Annotated in this window: 16 protein-coding genes and 1 pseudogene; 12 read left to right on the top strand and 5 right to left on the bottom strand. The window is 68.1% G+C overall.

From position 1 onward, the window contains the following. The first annotated feature begins 4 nt into the window (after positions 1–4). The 4 genes from sufC to ACWDA7_RS24915 are packed head-to-tail and all read left to right on the top strand — an operon-like array spanning position 5 to position 2,838. Positions 5–769, top strand: a complete 765-nt coding sequence (gene sufC, locus ACWDA7_RS24930) for a Fe-S cluster assembly ATPase SufC (RefSeq protein ID WP_359392425.1) — start codon at positions 5–7, stop codon at positions 767–769. Then, positions 766–2,022 carry a cysteine desulfurase gene (locus tag ACWDA7_RS24925; RefSeq protein WP_450606414.1) on the top strand — a complete coding sequence of 419 codons (1,257 nt, stop codon included), beginning with the start codon at positions 766–768 and terminating at the stop codon, positions 2,020–2,022. Before sufC ends, ACWDA7_RS24925 begins: the two co-directional genes overlap by 4 nt. 16 nt (positions 2,023–2,038) lie before the next feature. Beyond that, the gene (sufU, locus tag ACWDA7_RS24920) at positions 2,039–2,506 is read left to right on the top strand and encodes a Fe-S cluster assembly sulfur transfer protein SufU (protein ID WP_359392429.1); all 468 of its coding nucleotides are present in this window, start codon (positions 2,039–2,041) and stop codon (positions 2,504–2,506) included. Beyond that, the gene (locus ACWDA7_RS24915; protein ID WP_402417707.1) at positions 2,503–2,838 is read left to right on the top strand and encodes a metal-sulfur cluster assembly factor; all 336 of its coding nucleotides are present in this window, start codon (positions 2,503–2,505) and stop codon (positions 2,836–2,838) included. Before sufU ends, ACWDA7_RS24915 begins: the two co-directional genes overlap by 4 nt. A gap of 72 nt (positions 2,839–2,910) precedes the next feature. On the opposite strand, the gene ACWDA7_RS24910 is transcribed toward ACWDA7_RS24915, so the two are convergent. After that, positions 2,911–3,408, bottom strand: coding sequence for an AbfB domain-containing protein (locus ACWDA7_RS24910; protein WP_450606413.1), 498 nt, complete (start codon positions 3,406–3,408; stop codon positions 2,911–2,913). A 20-nt stretch (positions 3,409–3,428) separates the two neighbouring features. Here ACWDA7_RS24910 and ACWDA7_RS24905 point away from each other — a divergent pair, with 20 nt between their 5' ends. The 3 genes from ACWDA7_RS24905 (at position 3,429) to dapD (ending at position 5,369) form a co-directional block, all read left to right on the top strand. Beyond that, positions 3,429–3,749 (top strand): DMT family transporter, encoded by a 321-nt coding sequence (locus tag ACWDA7_RS24905; protein ID WP_450606412.1) that lies wholly within the window; start codon positions 3,429–3,431, stop codon positions 3,747–3,749. Then, positions 3,749–4,282 carry a TetR family transcriptional regulator gene (locus ACWDA7_RS24900; RefSeq protein WP_432926373.1) on the top strand — a complete coding sequence of 178 codons (534 nt, stop codon included), beginning with the start codon at positions 3,749–3,751 and terminating at the stop codon, positions 4,280–4,282. The genes ACWDA7_RS24905 and ACWDA7_RS24900 overlap by 1 nt, the downstream gene beginning before the upstream one ends. A 97-nt stretch (positions 4,283–4,379) precedes the next feature. Then, the gene (dapD, locus tag ACWDA7_RS24895; protein ID WP_359392437.1) at positions 4,380–5,369 is read left to right on the top strand and encodes a 2,3,4,5-tetrahydropyridine-2,6-dicarboxylate N-succinyltransferase; all 990 of its coding nucleotides are present in this window, start codon (positions 4,380–4,382) and stop codon (positions 5,367–5,369) included. Positions 5,370–5,735: 366 nt separating this feature from the next. Here the strand turns inward: dapD and rph are convergent, their stop codons facing one another. Then, entirely contained in the window at positions 5,736–8,333 is a 2,598-nt protein-coding gene (gene rph / locus ACWDA7_RS24890; RefSeq protein ID WP_450606411.1) for a rifamycin-inactivating phosphotransferase, read from the bottom strand. Positions 8,334–8,847: 514 nt separating this feature from the next. Between rph and ACWDA7_RS24885 the strand changes: the two genes are divergently transcribed. Continuing rightward, positions 8,848–9,315 carry an SAM-dependent methyltransferase gene (locus tag ACWDA7_RS24885; protein ID WP_450606410.1) on the top strand — a complete coding sequence of 156 codons (468 nt, stop codon included), beginning with the start codon at positions 8,848–8,850 and terminating at the stop codon, positions 9,313–9,315. 276 nt (positions 9,316–9,591) lie between these two features. Here ACWDA7_RS24885 and ACWDA7_RS24880 read toward each other — a convergent pair whose 3' ends face one another. Next, positions 9,592–12,084, bottom strand: coding sequence for a SpoIIE family protein phosphatase (locus ACWDA7_RS24880; RefSeq protein WP_450606409.1), 2,493 nt, complete (start codon positions 12,082–12,084; stop codon positions 9,592–9,594). 521 nt (positions 12,085–12,605) lie between these two features. On the opposite strand from ACWDA7_RS24880, the pseudogene ACWDA7_RS24875 reads away from it, so the two are divergent. After that, a pseudogene (locus ACWDA7_RS24875) lies at positions 12,606–12,848 on the top strand (hypothetical protein); the annotation flags it as partial. 797 nt (positions 12,849–13,645) lie between these two features. On the opposite strand, the gene ACWDA7_RS24870 reads toward ACWDA7_RS24875, so the two are convergent. Then, positions 13,646–13,909, bottom strand: coding sequence for an Imm32 family immunity protein (locus ACWDA7_RS24870; RefSeq protein WP_450606408.1), 264 nt, complete (start codon positions 13,907–13,909; stop codon positions 13,646–13,648). Between the two features lie 338 nt (positions 13,910–14,247). Between ACWDA7_RS24870 and ACWDA7_RS24865 the strand changes: the two genes are divergently transcribed. After that, a complete protein-coding gene (locus ACWDA7_RS24865; protein ID WP_450606407.1) occupies positions 14,248–14,967 on the top strand; it encodes a hypothetical protein in 720 nt (239 codons plus the stop codon). A gap of 255 nt (positions 14,968–15,222) precedes the next feature. After that, positions 15,223–15,651, top strand: coding sequence for an ABC transporter permease (locus ACWDA7_RS24860; RefSeq protein ID WP_450606406.1), 429 nt, complete (start codon positions 15,223–15,225; stop codon positions 15,649–15,651). Positions 15,652–16,207: 556 nt separating this feature from the next. On the opposite strand, the gene ACWDA7_RS24855 is transcribed toward ACWDA7_RS24860, so the two are convergent. Then, the gene (locus tag ACWDA7_RS24855) at positions 16,208–16,768 is read right to left on the bottom strand and encodes a winged helix-turn-helix transcriptional regulator (RefSeq protein ID WP_450606405.1); all 561 of its coding nucleotides are present in this window, start codon (positions 16,766–16,768) and stop codon (positions 16,208–16,210) included. Between the two features lie 56 nt (positions 16,769–16,824). On the opposite strand from ACWDA7_RS24855, the gene ACWDA7_RS24850 reads away from it, so the two are divergent. Continuing rightward, a complete protein-coding gene (locus ACWDA7_RS24850) occupies positions 16,825–18,375 on the top strand; it encodes an MFS transporter (protein WP_450606404.1) in 1,551 nt (516 codons plus the stop codon). Positions 18,376–18,463: the final 88 nt, after the last annotated feature.

Raw genomic sequence — 18,463 nt, 5'->3', positions numbered from 1 at the left:
ACCCATGGCAACGCTTGAAATCCGAGACCTGCACGTCACCGTCGAGGCCGACAACGCCACGAAGGAGATCCTCAAGGGCGTCGACCTCACCGTGAAGCAGGGCGAGACGCACGCCATCATGGGCCCCAACGGCTCGGGCAAGTCGACCCTCGCCTACTCGCTCGCGGGTCACCCCAAGTACACGATCACCAGCGGCACCGTTCTGCTCGACGGCGAGGACGTCCTCGCGATGCCCGTCGACGAGCGCGCCCGCGCCGGCCTGTTCCTCGCGATGCAGTACCCCGTCGAGGTCCCCGGCGTCTCCGTCTCCAACTTCCTGCGCACCTCCGCCACCGCGATCCGCGGCGAGGCCCCCAAGCTGCGCACCTGGGTGAAGGAGGTCAAGGAGACCATGGAGCGTCTCAACATGGACCCCTCCTTCGCCGAGCGCAACGTGAACGAGGGCTTCTCCGGCGGTGAGAAGAAGCGCCACGAGATCCTCCAGCTGGAGCTGCTCAAGCCGAAGATCGCGATCCTCGACGAGACGGACTCCGGCCTGGACGTCGACGCGCTGCGCATCGTCTCCGAGGGCGTCAACCGCGTCCGCGAGACCGGCGAGGTCGGCACGCTGCTGATCACGCACTACACGCGCATCCTGCGCTACATCAAGCCCGACTTCGTCCACGTCTTCTCCGGCGGGCGGATCGTCGAGTCCGGCGGTGCCGAGCTCGCCGACAAGCTGGAGGACGAGGGCTACGAGGCGTACACGAAGGGTGGCGTATCCGCGTGACACAGCTGCCGGGCCTCCTCGACACCGAGGCGATCCGCAAGGACTTCCCCGTCCTGGACCGGCTGGTCCACGACGGCAAGAAGCTCGTGTACCTGGACAACGCGGCGACCTCGCAGAAGCCGCGCCAGGTGCTCGACGTCCTCGCCGAGTACTACGAGCGCTACAACGCCAACGTCCACCGCGGTGTGCATGTGCTCGCCGAGGAGGCCACGGCGCTGTACGAGGGCGCGCGCGACAAGGTCGCCGCGTTCATCAACGCGCCGAGCCGCGACGAGGTGATCTTCACCAAGAACGCCTCCGAGTCGCTCAACCTCGTGGCGAACATGCTGGGCTGGGCCGACGAGCCCTACCGGGTCGACCACGACACCGAGATCGTCATCACGGAGATGGAGCACCACTCCAACATCGTTCCGTGGCAGCTGCTGTCGCAGCGCACCGGCGCGAAACTGAAGTGGTTCGGCCTCACGGACGACGGCCGGCTCGACCTGTCGAACATCGACGAGATCATCACCGAGAAGACGAAGATCGTCTCCTTTGTGCTGGTGTCCAACATCCTGGGCACGGTCAACCCGGTCGAGGCGATAGTCCGCCGCGCCCAGGAGGTCGGCGCACTCGTCTGCATCGACGCCTCCCAGGCCGCACCGCACATGCCGCTGGACGTCCAGGCTTTGCAGGCCGACTTCGTGGCCTTCACCGGCCACAAGATGTGCGGCCCGACGGGCATCGGCGTGCTGTGGGGCCGCCAGGAGCTGCTGGAGGACCTGCCTCCGTTCCTGGGCGGCGGCGAGATGATCGAGACCGTGTCGATGCACTCGTCGACGTACGCTCCGGCGCCGCACAAGTTCGAGGCGGGCACCCCGCCGATCGCGCAGGCGGTCGGCCTCGGCGCGGCGATCGACTACCTGAGCGCGATCGGCATGGACAAGATCCTCGCCCATGAGCACGCGCTCACCGAGTACGCGGTGCAGCGGCTGAGCGAGGTCCCCGATCTGAAGATCATCGGCCCCACCACGGCCGAGGACCGGGGCGCGGCGATCTCCTTCACGCTCGGTGACATTCACCCCCACGACGTGGGCCAGGTCCTCGACGAGCAGGGCATCGCGGTCCGGGTCGGCCACCACTGCGCCCGCCCCGTCTGCCTGCGGTACGGAATTCCTGCGACCACGCGGGCGTCGTTCTATCTGTACTCCACGCCGGCCGAGATCGACGCACTGGTCGAGGGGCTGGAGCACGTACGGAACTTCTTCGGCTGAAGGGCGTGCTGAAACCGTGAAGCTGGATTCGATGTACCAGGAAGTCATCCTGGACCACTACAAGCACCCGCACGGGCGCGGTCTGCGGGATGGCGACGCCGAGGTGCACCACGTCAATCCGACCTGCGGCGACGAGATCACGCTGCGTGTGAAGTACGACGGCACGACGATCAAGGACGTCTCGTACGAGGGCCAGGGCTGCTCCATCAGCCAGGCCTCGGCCTCCGTACTGAACGAACTGCTCGTCGGCAGGGAACTGGCCGAGGCGCAGAAGATCCAGGAGACCTTCCTGGAGCTGATGCAGTCCAAGGGCCGGATCGAGCCCGACGACGCGATGGAGGAGGTGCTGGAGGACGCGGTGGCGTTCGCCGGTGTCTCCAAATACCCGGCGCGGGTGAAGTGCGCCCTCCTGAGCTGGATGGCGTGGAAGGACGCGACGGCCCAGGCGCTGGGCGGAGCCGACGCCGAAAGGAAGACGGCATGAGCGACACCGTGGAGATGAAGCCGGTCTCGGAGGAGGAGCTCCGCGAGGCCCTGATGGACGTCGTCGACCCCGAGCTGGGCATCGACGTCGTCAACCTCGGCCTGATCTACGGCATCCACATCGACGAGTCGGCGAACATCGCCACCGTGGACATGACCCTGACGTCGGCGGCCTGCCCGCTGACGGACGTCATCGAGGACCAGGCCAAGTCCGCCACGGACGGTCTCGTCAGCGAGCTGCGGATCAACTGGGTCTGGATGCCGCCGTGGGGCCCCGACAAGATCACGGACGACGGCCGCGAGCAGCTCCGGGCGCTCGGGTTCAACGTCTGAGACCCGCCGGCTTTCCCGGCAGACGAAAGCGGCGGCACCCGACGGGTGCCGCCGCTTTCGTACTTCTCGTGCTCAGGCCGCTCCGGCCACCAGCCGGAACGCCGAGTCGGCCCGGTAGAGGCCGGAGTCCTGGTACGGGTCCAGCTTGAGCTGGAAGTCCTGGTGGCGCGGAAAGCGCCCGGGGAAGTTGACGGACTCCAGCATGACGGCGCCAGAGTACGAGGACGAGCGCGGGCAGAAGGTGGCGTCCTGCTCGAACAGCGCGGAGCCGTCGCTCTGCTCGGCGCGCAGCAGGAATGCGCGGTGTCGCAGATAGGTCCCGTCGGCCGTGGCGAAGGCGTAGCAGGAGGCGTCGGCCAGGCCCTCGACCAGCTTGAAGGTGGCGTCCCGCCGGGCGGAGGCGGAGCCAATCGGGTCGAGCTTCACGCAGTCGCCGCTCACATGCCGGTAGCGGTCCGGGTAGTTGACCGAACGCACCGATCTCCAGGTCGTGGCGGGCGTGGACGCAGTGGGCCGGTCGGCGGGGGGCTTCGAAGGCCGGGCCGCCGATGTGTGTACAGCCGTACGCATCGATGCGTACACTCGTACATATGGGATACGCCTTCCTGTCCGGGGCCATAGCCGCGGAAGTCGTCGCCACGACCGCCATGAAGTACAGCGAAGGCTTCAGCCGGCTCTGGCCCTCGCTGGTGACCCTCCTCGGCTATGTCCTCTCCTTCGCCTTGCTCGCGCAGACCCTGAAGACCGTGTCGATCGGTACGGCCTATGCGATCTGGGCTGGGATCGGCACCGCGACCATCGCCGCCCTCGGGCTGGTGCTGTTCGGCGAGGGGCTGGGACTCGCGAAGATCGCCGGGATCGTGCTGATCATCGGCGGGGTGGTGGTTCTGAACCTGGGAGGCGCGCACTGATGGCCCGCCGGTACGACCCCGAGCGGCGCCAGCGGATCATCGACGCGGCCATCCGGGTCGTGGCCCGTAACGGCATCGCCGGACTGAGCCACCGCTCCGTGGCCGCCGAGGCCGATGTGCCGCTGGGCTCCACGACCTACCACTTCAAGACCCTCGACGAACTCATGGTCGCCGCGCTGCGGCAGACGAACGAGGGCTTCGCCAAGGTGCTCGCCACCAGTGGCCTGGAGGACGGGGAGGGCGATCTGGCGGCCGACCTCGCCCGGGCCCTTGGAGAGTGGCTGGGCGGCGACCGCACGGGCGTCGAGCTGGAGTACGAGCTCTACCTCGCTGCCCTGCGCAGGCCCGCGCTGCGTCCCGTCGCCGCCGAGTGGACGGAGGAGACCGCCGAGCGGCTCGCCCGGCGCACCGACCCGGTCACCGCACGGGCCCTGCTCGCGCTGATGGACGGGATCTGCCTCCAGGTGCTGCTGACGGGGGCGCCGTACGACGAGCGGTACGCGCGGGAGGCGCTGGCACGGGTGATCGCCTGACCCGGCGTTCGCCGTGCTGCGCCGTACCCGGGCCCGCCTGCCGAGACGCTCGCTCACCGGTTCGCCCGCGCAGGCCCCGCCACGTTAGGTTTCCCCTATGACCGACACGACTGCTCCCCGTACCACCGGTGCCGTGGCCGCCGGACTCGCCACGGTCGCCGCCGACGGCACCGTTCTCGACACCTGGTTCCCCGCGCCTGAACTGGCTGCCGAGCCCGGCCCCTCCGGCACCGAGCGGCTGTCCGTCGAGCGTGCCGTGGAGCTGCTCGGCGAAGGTGCCGCGAAGGCCATCGGCCCCGACCCCCGCCGCGGTGTCGAGGTGGTCGCGGTCCGCACGGTCATCGCCTCCCTCGACGAGAAGCCGATCGACGCGCACGATGTCTACCTGCGCCTCCACCTGCTCTCGCACCGCCTGGTCAAGCCGCACGGCCAGAGCCTCGAAGGCATCTTCGGCTTCCTCGCCAACGTCGCCTGGACCTCGCTCGGCCCGGTCGCCGTGGACGACGTCGAGACGGTGCGGCTGAACGCCCGCGCCGAGGGTCTGCACCTCCAGGTGACCTCGATCGACAAGTTCCCGCGCATGACGGACTACGTCGCGCCCAAGGGCGTCCGTATCGCCGACGCGGACCGGGTCCGGCTGGGCGCGCACCTCGCCGAGGGCACGACGGTCATGCACGAAGGCTTCGTGAACTTCAACGCGGGCACTCTCGGCACCTCGATGGTCGAGGGCCGCATCTCGGCGGGCGTCGTGGTCGGCGACGGCTCGGACATCGGCGGCGGCGCCTCCACGATGGGCACGCTCTCCGGCGGCGGCAACGTCATCATCGCCATCGGCGAGCGCTGCCTGATCGGCGCCGAGGCGGGTGTCGGCATCGCGCTCGGCGACGAGTGCGTCGTCGAGGCCGGCCTGTACGTCACCGCGGGCACCCGGATCACCATGCCCGACGGCCAGATCGTCAAGGCCCGCGAACTCAGCGGCGCCTCCAACATCCTTTTCCGGCGCAACTCGGTCACCGGCGCTGTGGAGGCCCGCCCGAACAACGCGGTGTGGGGCGGCCTGAACGAGATCCTGCACAGCCACAACTGACCATCGGCGGCCGTGACGTGCGGCCGCCTCATCGATCACCGCTCTGGCCTGTGCCGCTGAGCTGTCAGCAGTTGTCGAGGTCGGTCACCATCGAGCGCCCTTCCACGGCCCCAGGACGGCCCGGGAGGGCGCTCGTGCGGTGAGGGAGACAACCGCCTTGCAAGGCCGGACGTGATCGGCGGCGTGGAACTCCAGGTCAGTCCGGCTGGAGCGGCAACCCAGGCGAACGGCGCATCTCAACTGCGGCGAGCCGTCGTGGACCGTGGTTGACCGCACGATGTGGCACGGCTGTGGCATGCGACTGCTTCGCCCCGAGAGCGTTGTTCAGTCGGAAGCTACGGATGCGGCTTCTCGGTGTGTGGTCGGTCAAGGCAGGATCTCGACGTACCCGTCGGTTCCGTGCACGCGGATCCGCTGCCCGTCCCGGATCAGCCGGGTGGCCTGCTCCACGCCCACGACGGCCGGCAGGCCGTACTCCCGGGCGATCACCGCGCCATGGGTCATCAGGCCGCCCACCTCCGTCACCAGGCCCGCGACTCCGACGAACAGCGGCGACCAGCTGGGGTCCGTGAAGGTCGTGACCAGGATGTCGCCCGCTTCGAGATCGGCCTCCGCCATGTCAAGGATGACGCGGGCCCGTCCCTCGATGGTCCCGGCGGAAACCGGTAGGCCGATCAGGGCGCCGGCCGGCACGTCGTCGCGCCGGTACGCCCCGGTCAGGGCCTCACCATCCGATGTGAGCACCCGGGGCGGTGTGAGCGCGTGGTACGACCGGAACACGTCCTTGCGCTGCCGAATGAGCTGGGCATCCACCTGGTTCGAGCGCACGACCTCGTGGAGTTCCTGGAACGTGAGGTAGAAGATGTCCTCCTTCTCAGGCAGCACGTCGGCCTGTACGAGGCGCTCGGCCTCCGCCAGCAGGGCCTGCTTGTAGACGAAGTAGCGGCTGATGATGCCGTACTTCGGGTATTCCCGGTACCCGATGAAGGTTCTGACCCGATCGATCATCTGCTTGGTCTCGTCGGCTTTCCGGTCCCCGTCCGGCAGGGCCCGCAAGCGGGACAGCACGTCCTGTTCCTTCTTCTGCGCCTTCTGCCTTCCTTGCTCGAAGCGCCGCTCGGCGGCGCCCGGCTCGAAGTTCCTGACGTTGTCGAGGATCACGGGCACGAGCGTGGTGGGGCGCTCGCGCCAACGTGGCCTTGTGATGTCGATCTCGCCGACGCAGCGCATGCCATACCGGTCGAGGTAGGCCTCTATGGCGTCGCGCGCTTCGGTCCCGCCCGCGAGCTTCGCCAGCTCGTCCAGGAAGTCCTCGTCCTCGACGCCCTGTAGGAACGCCACCACCTCCGGCTGCGGGCGGATCACGTCCGCGACGTCGAGCAGCGCCAGTCCCATCTCCGAGGTGACGTTGTCGGGGGCGGACAGCGTGAGCGTGTCAGCCGCGTTCTTCTCGCCCAGCCACTCCTGCAGCTTGTCGTTGAGCCACCACGTGGCCTCCATCCCCGCCATGATCGCCTGAATGTTCAGCGGATCACCGAGGACCCGCTTGTGCTCCTCGAAGGCATCCAGCAGGAAGTCGAACAGCGCCGGTCCGGTCTTCGTCCGGATGTCGCGCTCCAGGGCGGCGATGGACGCCTGACTGCGCTCGATCAGCCCGGTGACGATGGCCGGATCGGTCTCGACCGTGGCGAACGCGCCTCTGGCCGGCGGCCCGCCGGGACCCGCGTCCGGGAGCGACGGGACGAAATCGTCGCGGTCGAGGACGGTCTCCAGAGCGTCCCTGACCAGCGGATCGCCTCTCCCCATGGCGTCCAGGAGGCCGGCGCGGCCCGCCGGCGAGGCCAGGCGCCGGGTGACGTCGACGAACAGCCTCCCGCCCGCCTCGTGCATCGGCACCATGGCCGTCAGCTGCCACATGGAGAGCCCCAGGGGCTTCATGGGGTCGGTCATCATCTGCCCATGGCCTACGGAGACGTAGACGTGATTCTCCTGGTCGCCGGCCTCGGGAATGGGGAACAACGTCGTGATCGGCCGGCTCTGGACGATCCGGAAGCCATCATCGACCAGGCACCACTCGATGTCCTGCGGGCGGCCGAAGTGCGCTTCGATCCGCCGCCCGAGCTGCACGAGTTGCACGACCTGCGCATCCGTCAACGCCGGCTGCTCCTGCTGCTGCGAGTCGATCGCCACTTCCTGCGTACCGCCGGCCGGCAGGGCGTGAACGGCACGCCGTTTGGCGGCGATCGCCTTGGCGACGACTTCGCCGTGTCGCACCTTGAAGACGTCCGGGTTCACCAGGCCGGAGACGAGGGCCTCGCCGAGGCCGAAGCCGGCGTCCACGGTGGCGACCTTCCGGTTGCCCGTGACAGGGTCGGCCGTGAACAGGATGCCGGCCGCATGCGGGAAGACCATCTGCTGCACGACCACGGCCATGTGAACCGTACGGTGGTCGATGCCGTTCCGCTGACGGTAGGTCACGGCCCGCTCGGTGAACAGGGAGGCCCAGCATCGGCTGACGTGCTGGAGGATCGCCGTCGGCCCCACGACGTTCAGGTACGTGTCCTGCTGGCCGGCGAAGGAGGCCGTCGGCAGGTCCTCTGCCGTCGCGCTGGATCGGACGGCATAGGCGGCTTGCTCGCCGAGCCGGGCGAGCGCGCGGGTGATCGCCGCCGCGAGATCGCCCGGGATGGCAATCTCTTCGATGGTCCGGCGAATCTGCGCGCTGAGCGTGCGGATTGCCTCCCGGTCGTCCGGGTCCAAGCGCGACAGCTGATCGAGCCGACCGTCGATCGACGGCGCTTCCGCCATGATCCGCCGGAAGGCGTCCGTCGTCACGCAAAGGCCCCCTGGCACGCGGATGCCTTCGATCCGCGACAGCCCGCCCAGGTGCGCGCCCTTGCCGCCGACGACGGTGACCTGCGTCTCGTCAACCTCTTGAAGACCCAACACGTACTGCTTGATCATTGCGATACCTCCGAGGCAGCCATGCCCCGTTGCCCTGCGGTGGCCGATCGAATCACCGGCGCCTCCAACTCTGTCGAACCTCTTGTCGGGCGCGTCCACATCTCTGGTTGCCTTCCCATCGATGAGTCGGCCGACCGCTCAGCCCTCTCGGGCGGCGCGCACCCCGCACCTCCGCGGCGAGCGCCCGCAACCCCATACGTCGACGACAACACACGCACGTTGTGCCCCCGTTTCCGCAGGCTGTGGGCTCGGCCGACGATTGTGCGCCGTGACCCGGGTCTTGCGGCAAGCCCCCCAGGGCGCTATACGTTGAGAGTGGCAAGGAGATGGCTCTCCTTGCCTTTGCTTTTTTGCCGTCCAATGGAACTGACAAGCTTCTCGCGAAGCGGTGGCGCGCCGCGTATGGGTACGCGTCGTTTGGCCCTGACGGATCTCCTCCTGCGCGTCACACAGCCTCAGTGCCGGTGGCCTCGGCGCTTGTATGGGCGCGGCATGGCGTGGATAGGCTCTAGCCATGCCGAGCTTCGAGATCACACCGATAGGTACGGTCCGGAACGACCGGACGGATGTCCAGCACACGGACAACTGGGGTGCCGTCCGCAGCACGATCACCATCGACGAGCGCTTCGGCGAGGCGTGCCTCCAGGGTCTGGAGGGCTTCTCCCACGTGGAGGTCCTCTTCGTCTTCGACCAGTTCCCGGAACAAGACGATTACCGCGAACCCCGCCCCTACCGCGGCCGCTCCGACCTCCCGCCCGTCGGCGTATTCGCCGGCCGCGGCCCCCGCAGACCGAACCGCATCGGAGTGACGTCCTGCGCCATTGAATCCGTCCACAGCCGCGAATTGACGGTGGTGGGCCTCGACGCGGTCTCGGGCACCCCGGTCATCGACCTGAAGCCGACGATGGCGGAGTTCTGCCCCGTGAACATCAAGCAGCCGGAATGGGTCAGCCGCCTGATGTCGGAGTACTTCCAGCCGTAGGCAGGGTGCGGGGGCGAAGCTCAACGCGACGGTGGACGGGATGGGAGCCCCGCGCACGTCACTATGGACCCGCACCCGGGAACGGCGCCCTCTCCATCCCGGTGCCGGCCGATCCCCCGCCGGAGGCATGCTCTTGATCGGGCCGCGCTACGCGGTGATCGACTCATCCCCACCGGCACTGTCCACGTGTGGGCGCGCGTCGGCGCAGCCTGCGCGGTGCGGCCCGTAGGCAGGAGCGTGCATGCCGGATGCTCGCGACGGAGGGGGATGGCTCGGTTACTTCTTGCGCGCGGAGGGTGTGCCGGAGGCCCGTGCGAGTGAGGGTGCGGAGTCCAGGTCTTGTTCGGCCCAGATGACTTTGCCGCCCGACGCTGGGCGGGCGCCCCATCTGCGGGACAGCTGGGTGACCAGGAAGAGGCCGCGGCCGTTTTCGTCGATGGCGCGCGCGTGACTCAGACGCGGGGAGCTGGCGTCGGTGTCGAATACTTCGCAGGTCAGGGCTTGGTGGTGGATCAAACGCAGTCCGATCGGGCCGGTGCTGTGGCGGACGGCGTTGGTGACCAGTTCGCTGACGATCCGTTGTGTGGGGTCCTGGGGACCTTCCAGGCCCCATTCGGTGAGCTGGCGGGCTGCCATGTGCCGGGCGCTGCGGACAGCAGTTTGGTCGTTCGGCAGCGTCCAGGAGGCGACCTGGGCGGGGCTGAGGGAGCGGGTCCGCACCAGAAGCAGGGTGACGTCGTCGGATGGTGCCTGCCGCGGGCGGGTCTCTGTCGCTCGGGTGCACAGGTCTTCCAGGGAGTGACTGGGTTGTGCCAGGGCGGTGGCCAGGCGGTGCATTCCCACGTCGATGTCGTGGTCGCGGGTTTCGATCAGGCCGTCGGTGTAGAGGGCGAGGAGGCTTCCCTCGGCCAGTTCCAGTTCCACGGCCTCGAAGGGGATGCCCAGGCCGATGCCGAGTGGGCTTCCGGTGGGCAGGTCGGGGAAGGTGACCTGTCCCTGCGGGTCGATGATGGCGGGTGGGGGGTGCCCGGCCCGTGCCATGGTGCACTTCCGGGTGGCCGGGTCGTAGACGGCGTACAGACAGGTGGCGCCTACCACCGTGGGGGCCTGGTCCGCGGCGTCGACGTCCGCCTCGGCCAGTCGCTGGAAGGTGTCGTCGAGGTGGGTCAGCAGTTCGTCGGGGGGCATCTCCAGGTCGGCGAGCGTGCGTACGGCGGTGCGGAGCCTGCCCATGGTGGCGGCGGCGTTGATGCCGTGTCCGACGACATCGCCGACGACGAGGGCCACCCGGGCGCCGGACAGCGGGATCACGTCGAACCAGTCGCCTCCGACACCGGCTTCCGTGTCGGCCGGCAGGTAGCGCCAGGCCGCCTCGACCGCCGCGCCGCCCGTCAAGCGGTGGGGGAGCAGGTTGCGTTGCAGGGCGAGGGCCGTGGTGTGTTCGCGCGTGTATTGGCGGGCGTTGTCCAAGGACAGCGCGGCCCGGGTGACGAGCTGCTCGGCGAGCAGCAGGTCATCCTCGTGAAACGGAACGGGGTCCTCGGTGCGGACGAACACCGCGATACCCAGGACGGAGCGCCGCGCAATGATGGGCACGACCATCACGGAGTGCGCCCCGTACTCACGTATCTTTTGCGCCCGCGCCGGGTCGTGGTCGACCCATGTCCCAGGAGAGGCGTCCAGCACCGGTTCCAGATGGGACCTCCCCGTGCCCAGAACGCCGGCGAGCGGCGAGGTCGGGGGAACGAAAACCGTCTCCCCTCGCGCAAACGCCGACTCTGGGACTCCTGGGTGGATCGAGGCCTGTCCGGCACGGAGGAAAACGGAAGGGCGACCGCTCATCGTGTCGATTCGGGTCGAGGGCTCTTCGCCGAACGGGACGGACTCCCCCAGGTCGACGTAGGCGAAGTCGGCCAGCAGGGGCACGGCAAGGTCGGCCAGTTCCTGCCCGGTCCGCATGACGTCCAGGGTGCTGCCGATACGCGTGGCGGCCTGGCTGAGGATGGCAAGGCGCTCGCGCGCCCGCTGACTGCCGGTGACATCCACGCTGATGCCGCACACCCCCAGTGTCTTGCCGTCCGCGTCCTGGAGGCAGAAGTACGAGACCGAGAATGCGTGCTCCCGGCGCGGATCTTCCGTCGGCCACGCCCGGTACTCGTGGACCGCCGTGGTGCCGTTCCGCAGCGCCTGCCGCATCACCGCTTCCAGGGCTTCGGCCTCGAAGCCGGGCTGTGCATCGGTGATTCGCCGGCCGAGCCGCCGGTCACGGGAGATGCCGTCGTGGCTCTCCATCGTGTCGTTCGCCCAGACGCAGCGCAGCTTCGGGTCGCGAACGACGATGCCGATCGGCGCGTGGGTGAGGAGCGACTCCCGCACCGATCCGTTTCTCGTTTCCCGGGAGAGCGTGCCGATGTCGGTGACGGACACAAGCCACCGGAATGTTCCGTCCTGCCCCCCCAACATCGAGATCCGGTGGTTGATGTCGAGCATGCGGCCATCGCGGTGGCGCACCGTCATCGTGCCCAACCAGTCATTGTGGGCACGGTACTGCTCGATGAACGCCGATATCGTCGGCGTTTCCTCGGAAGGCGGCAGCACGAGTGCGGCGGACCGGCCCACCACGTCCCTGGCGGAGTACCCGAGAAGCTGCTCGGCGGCCTGCGTCCAGGCGATCACCGTGCCACGCTCGTCGAGCATCGCGACCGCCGACTCGGATATATCGCTCGTGGTCGATCGCTTACCAAGGGTCACCCTGTCAGTGCTGGTCATCGAGTTTTTGTCCTCACCTGGCTGACTCGTTCTCACGCGGGTCGGCTGCGTCGACCAGGACCACGGCGGGGTGGGCGACTGGAGCAGCATGTGTCCTGGCAGGACGTGGACGACCTCGGCCGGGTCCTACTGAGATCAAGTCGTTTAGATTTGTACCTTTTGGGTGGTCGACAGGGCAGGGCTCCGATCTGTGACAGGACTGCAGCCGGGGCTGATGCCAACGCGGTCCACCCCGGCCGCCGCAGGTCCGCGGGAGGGGTGGAACACGCGGGCACCGCAGATCCGGCAGGGCGGCGGCCCGACCTCCCGGGATGCGCAGGCCACAGCCGCGCCCCCCTTGCATCCCAGACTCGACCGCATGCGTGACAAATGGCCGACGTGGCGCTTCAACGCCCGACAGGCGCCTTGAGGCTCTCAAGCGGGCGACGTTGCACCGCGGTCCGAGCGATGCCTATGCCTTCCCGGCGCTCGGCAGCATGGCTGGTCCCGTTGACCCGCTCTTGGCTTGATGGGCGGTTCTCTTTGGCCTGTCGAAACTGGCGCGTTACGAGCCGGCCTCTTGGGCGGAGATCATCGACATCGCCAGTTCCTCCGCAGCGAATGCTGTGGAGGAACTGCTTGATCAAGCGAACGTGGTGGTGCCTCATTGGCCCGATGGCGATCAAGGACGTTGGGTAACGGCTACGACGCCGTGGTTTCCCGTCGTTTTCCGCTCTTCTCCGACGATCGGGCACGGAGGGGGCACGCACGGGTCGCTCGCCTAACCGAAGGCCGATGCTGGCCCGGGGGAAGATTCGCCGAGCGCGCGGGTGAGGGGATTGATCACCTCGGGGACGGTGAAGCTCCATCCGACCAATCGCGGGCCTGACCAGTTGATCCCGACGAGCAATTGTTCGTCGGCCAGGTCAGGAAGCTCGGCATTGCGCCAGTGGTCCAACGTCAGGCACTCGACTCGAAGGTTTCCGCCCCAAAGCTTGGCTGCTCGGTTCGTGCGCGCGGCCGTGGACCAGAACGGAACTGCAATGCCTTCGGCCCTAGGTCTCCACTCAGGGCCGTAACTCGCTTGCGGCCCCATGGGTCGGGCCCCCGGCGCCGAAGGGATGAACTGCCGCCCGCCGTGGCTCTCACGTGGGGCCGGTGCCGTCCCAAAGCCTTGAGGGGGCGGATGGCGATCTGGGGATCTGCCTGAGCGGCTCGAGGTCGGCTGATCCTCGCAGACGAGAACTCGCCCGCGTATCCACCGCAGCCACCCGCAGGAAGCCAGTGACAGCCGCACGGCCCTGGAGCCTTCCTTTGAGCGTCGGGGAAGTGCCTGGGCTTCGCCGCATCGGAGTGTTACCTGTTCTGACCAGCAAAAGGGCCCTCTCGGAGGGAGGGCCCTCAGTGGAGCCCCCGGCAGGACTCGAACCAGCGGCCAAGCGTTTGGAAGGCGCCTGGATACTTGCGCTGCTGTACTCACGTGACCTGCGCCAATTACTGTGATCGCGGGCTTGGTTGGGCTACTTCGACATGCTTCGACAGGGTCAGTCGGGGGCACGCGCTGCTAGCTGCACGGTGTGCGTCATTCGGCGTCGCTGCGTTCCACAACCAAGCCGACGGACCCGTCCTCCAGACCGTTGCTGTCCTCAAGGTGCAGGTGGCTTCCGTCGGGAACGTCGTTCTTGGCGAGCACGAGCAGATGGCCGGCGAGCGTCCTGAGACCTGCGGCATTCGCCTCGATGACGACCTCACCACCGAGGTTTCGTACCTCGATCCGTGCGTCCTCCTCCCACGTGTAGACCTGCGCGACACCATCGGTCACGGCCGTGATTTGGGTGTTCTCCATTGGGGCGCTGCCTGAATCGTGGGTCATACAGACCATCATGCGGCTTCGCGCACACCGGGCCTCTGAGTCTCAGGGCTAACACTTAGTCAGGTACCTGACGATGCCCGGTCGATCAGGGTCCATCACGGGGCAGTCCATGGGAGCCTCACACCCGCATGAGGAGAGCAGTAGGCACGTGGCCTCTTCGACCCGAACCGTCAACACCACTACCGCTTAGGTCTGCACGCCTGGCTCAGCCCGGCACGGTCATGACGAGACAGCGGATATTCGGCGAACACGGGATCGTTCGGGCATATGATCGGCCGGTGGCGGCGCGGGATGGTGACGGTGCGGATCCGATGGCAGACCTGACGCGTGAGCTGCGTCGGCCCGCTCGAAGGGCACGGCGCACCCAGCGGCGGCTGGGTTCCCGAGGAGCCCCCGGTCCCGTAAAGGCGTCGTATGCGCGGCGACGGATGCTGCGCGGGTCGTGGGTCGTGTCGTCCCTTTGGGCGGCGATCGTGTTTGTTGACGCGGGGCTGATCCGATCCCACGTGCTCAAGGGCACATACACGGGAATCTCTACCTTGGCTGGAGCCATTGCCGGCCCCATCCTGCTCGCGATCTGGTACGGATTCGCGGGTCGACCGTCCATAGTCGTCCAAGACGGTCGGTACTTCGTCTCCGCCAGGACCATGACCGGGGTGCGCACGCTTCGTTTGGACAGCATGGTCAGCGTGCGCCGCTACACCGCGATTGCTCGCGTCGGTTACATCGACGAACTGCATATGCGGGACGAGAAGCAGGTCCGTCTTACCGTCGACAACAAACATCCGGTCAGTACGCAGGTTCGCCAGGCCATCCGGCGTACGGAATCACGTCCTGGTTGCGCGATCGCGGTAACCCGTCATGCCCGCACCGGTCTTGGTCTGGAGCCGCGCTCCCGCCTCCCCGAAGGAGTGCACAGGTTTTGGGCATTCTGGATGATGATGGCGTCGTTCGGCATACCCGCCCTGGTCAGCTATGTGACGGCCTGCATCCTTGCGGGCACCAGCATCTTGGGAACACCGGGACACTGAGCCGGTCGCCAACCGGGCTGGACAACAAGCGCGGTCGGTGGTTGCAAGGGCTCGGGGCTGCCCCCTCTTACCGCCAAGGTCCTCGAGCCTACGGCTCTATTGCCGTCATGCGCTGCCACCCGCCATCTGATCGGGCACGCAAGGGGCACCGCGAGGTTGAGGTGTTAGTCAGCCTCGGAATTCCGCCAAGCATCCGTGATGCGGCCCTCCTCCATGTGCCACCACTCCTGATCAACGCCGTGTTGAAGGAGACGCTTGATCTTGCCGAGATCCACCAAGGCACGCAAGGGAGTACAGGGCGACGTCAACGGCCTGTTCCTGGTGCTGGGACTGGTGTCGCTGGTGGTCGGCGCCATCGGCATCGCCAATGTGACGCTGGTGACCGTCATGGAGCGGATCGGGGAGATCGGTTTGCGCCGCGCCCTCGGCGCCTCGCGACGGCAGGTCGCCGGCCAGTTCCTGGTGGAGTCGACGACCATCGGACTCCTCGGCGGCGTCGTCGGTGCCGTCCTGGGCATGGTCGTCGTGGTGGCCGTCTCCGCCGTCAGGGACTGGACTCCGGTCCTGGACGTCCGTCTTGCCTTCGGGGCCCCGGTCGCCGGAGCCCTCGTCGGACTCCTGGCCGGCCTCTACCCGTCACTGCGGGCCTCCCGTATGGAGCCGGTCGATGCTCTCCGGTCCTGACGTCGAGAGTCCGACAGGCGGCCACCGGTCGACGGTGGAGTGGAGCCCGACGCCGTCGACGCCGTGCGGTTCGAAGGCTTCGTCATCGCGGGGCGGGTCCACGCCGAGGACTGGTCCCGGCGGGTGCATCTGCTGCGCGATTCCCTCCGGCTGCGGCGGTGCGGCCCTGCGGGAGGTGGGTCTGCAGGACCGTGCCGCGTTCGAGGCCGCGTCGTCCGGCTGGAGGGATTGCGCCTGACAGTCAGGGAAGAGCGGGTCGACGCGGAGGGCCTCGATCTCCACGTGGAGGTGGCAGCGTCCCGAGCTGCTGCCCGCATCAGTGATCTCCCCGTCGGGGCCCATTCGCGCCTGGCCAGCCACAACTGCTCGGCGGCGCCTGTGACTTGCTCTGTCCGCCGCACACAGCGTGCCGCCAGGCACGGCCCAGCCGGGGCGAAGACGGAAGACAGGCCGCGCCGCAGAGGCGGCGCGGGCCCGCTCCGTGCGCGGGCCTTGGTGAGGCGGGGAAAGCTCCACCGCACCATGGGTGCTCCAGTCGGGACCCACCACGTGTCGGTCAGGACGCAGGCTCGGACGGGGCGTCAGGTTGCGAGAGACTCTGGCGTTTTCCGTCCGATGCGATACGGGCGACTGTGTCCGGTAGTCCCACGTGATGGCCCTTCGTGCACTGCACCACGGCGTTGAGCGGGCTTCCGCAGTCGGCGTGGACGAGTTCGACGCCGCCTTCCCTGCCCACGCGTGCGCCCCAATCCATCAGTGCGACGAACACCGGGAACAGTGACCGGCCCAGATCGGTGAGGACGTATTCGTACCTGGTCCGTTGGCCGGGCTCCCGGTAGGGGTGCCGTTGCAGCAGGCCGGCGTCGACGAGGCGCTTGAGGCGCTGGGAGGTGACGGCTTCGGTCAGGCCGGTGTGCCGGGCGAGTTCGTCGAAGCGTCGGCCGCCGTAGTAGATCTCGCGCATCAGGATCATCGCGGAACGGGTGCCGACCAGTTCCAGTGCGCTCTCCATATGGCACCAGCCCTCGGCGCTCCAGGCGCCACGGTCGGCGAACCGGCCGGATCGCGTGATCACGGCCTCGAAGCCGGGCTCCGGCTCTCCCGTGGATTCCTTCATGTCGATCACGCTCCTCTGACTGCGCATTGGTATAGCCAGCATGCTACGTTCTGACTATGGTCTCCACTAGCCAGGATAATGCCCTTGCAGCACAGCGCTCTGTGCCGCCCACCGCCTCGAACAGACGGAGGTGGTGGGCTCTCCTGGTCCTCTGCCTCGGCGTGATGATGACCTTCGTCAACGTGTCCTCGACGATCTCCGCGCTGACACCGCTCCAGGACGACCTCCATATATCGCCCAGCACCGTGGTCTGGGTGAGCAGCGCCTTCAGCCTCGCCGTGGTCAGCCTGGTGCTGTCCGCCGGCACCCTGAGCGACCTCGTCGGGCGGCGACGGGTGTTCTGGGCGGGCGTTTCGCTGTTCACACTGGGAAGCTTCATCGCCTTCCTGGCGGGGAACGCCGGCCTGCTCATCGCCGCCCAGGCCCTGATGGGCGTCGGCGCTGCGGCCGTACTGCCCTCGAGCCTGTCGATCGTGAGCCACACGTTCACCGATCCCCATGAGCGCACCGGGGCCATCAGCGTCTGGGCCAGTTGCGCCGGCCTCGGGCTGGCCGTCGGACCGCTGGTGGCGGGCGTGCTGCTGGATCAGGTGTCGTGGCACGCGGTGTTCCTCACCGACGTCGTCATCGGCCTGATCACCCTCGTCCTCACCCCGCTGCTGGTGAGCGAGAGCAAGCATCCGACGCGCCGGTTCGACTCGGCGGGCGTGGTGCTCGGCACCCTGGCGGTCGCGTCGGCGACGTACTCGATCATCGAGGGCGGCGCCACCGGCTACGGGAAGCCCGTGATCATCGCCGCGTACGTGGTCTTCGCCGTCTCGCTGGCGGCCTTCGTACGGGTCGAGCTTCGCCACCGCGATCCCATGCTGGAGCTGCGACTGTTCAGGAGCGCCTCGTTCACGACCGTGATGAGCATCGGCGCCATCACCATGCTGTCCTTCGTCGGCATCTCGCTGCTCACCGTTCTCTATCTGGAGCGGGTCGCCCACGAAAACGCCCTGATGACCGGGGTGAAGCTGCTCCCGATGTTCGCCGCCTACATCGTCATCAGCGCGTTCGCCGCCCGCGTGGTGCGATGGCTCGGCATCGGCGCCACGCTCACCGCGGGCCTCGTCCTCATGGGCGGGGGAGCCTTCGCGCTTCTGGCGGCCGGGCCCTTCAGCGGGTACGGCGCGATGTGGCCGGGCCTGTTCGTCGCCGGGGTGGGCTCGGCCCTGCTGGTGGCGCCGTCGACGGCCGCGGCGGTCAACAGCGTGCCGCCGCTGCAGGCCGGCATGGCGGCCGCGTCGGTCAACATGTTCCGCCAGCTCGGCAGCGTCCTCGGTCCCAGCGTCCTCGGCACCCTGGTCACCACCCGTTTCCCGCACCTCCTGCACGACCGGCTGGCCTCGGCCGGGGTTCCGGCCGGCCGGGTCGACGATGTCGTGGCGGGCATCACCCACGGCGGCACGAGCCACCTCCCGGCCTCGCTGGCGCATACGGTCTCCGTCGCCTTCCCGCAGGCCTTCACCGACGCCCTCCACCTGGGGTGGCTCGTGGCCGGAATCGTGCCGCTCGCCATGACCGTCCCGACGGTGCTCTTCCTTCGGCGCCGCACTGCCGCCTAGAAGATCACTGAAAATCTTGCTGTGAGGGTGGTTCCGCTGGTGGCGGGGCCGCCCTCCGTGCTTCATGGTGTGGCCGGAGTCAGGGTCC

It is taken from the genome of Streptomyces sp. NPDC001156, from assembly GCF_053598275.1.
This window is presented reverse-complemented; position numbering and strand designations above follow the sequence as displayed.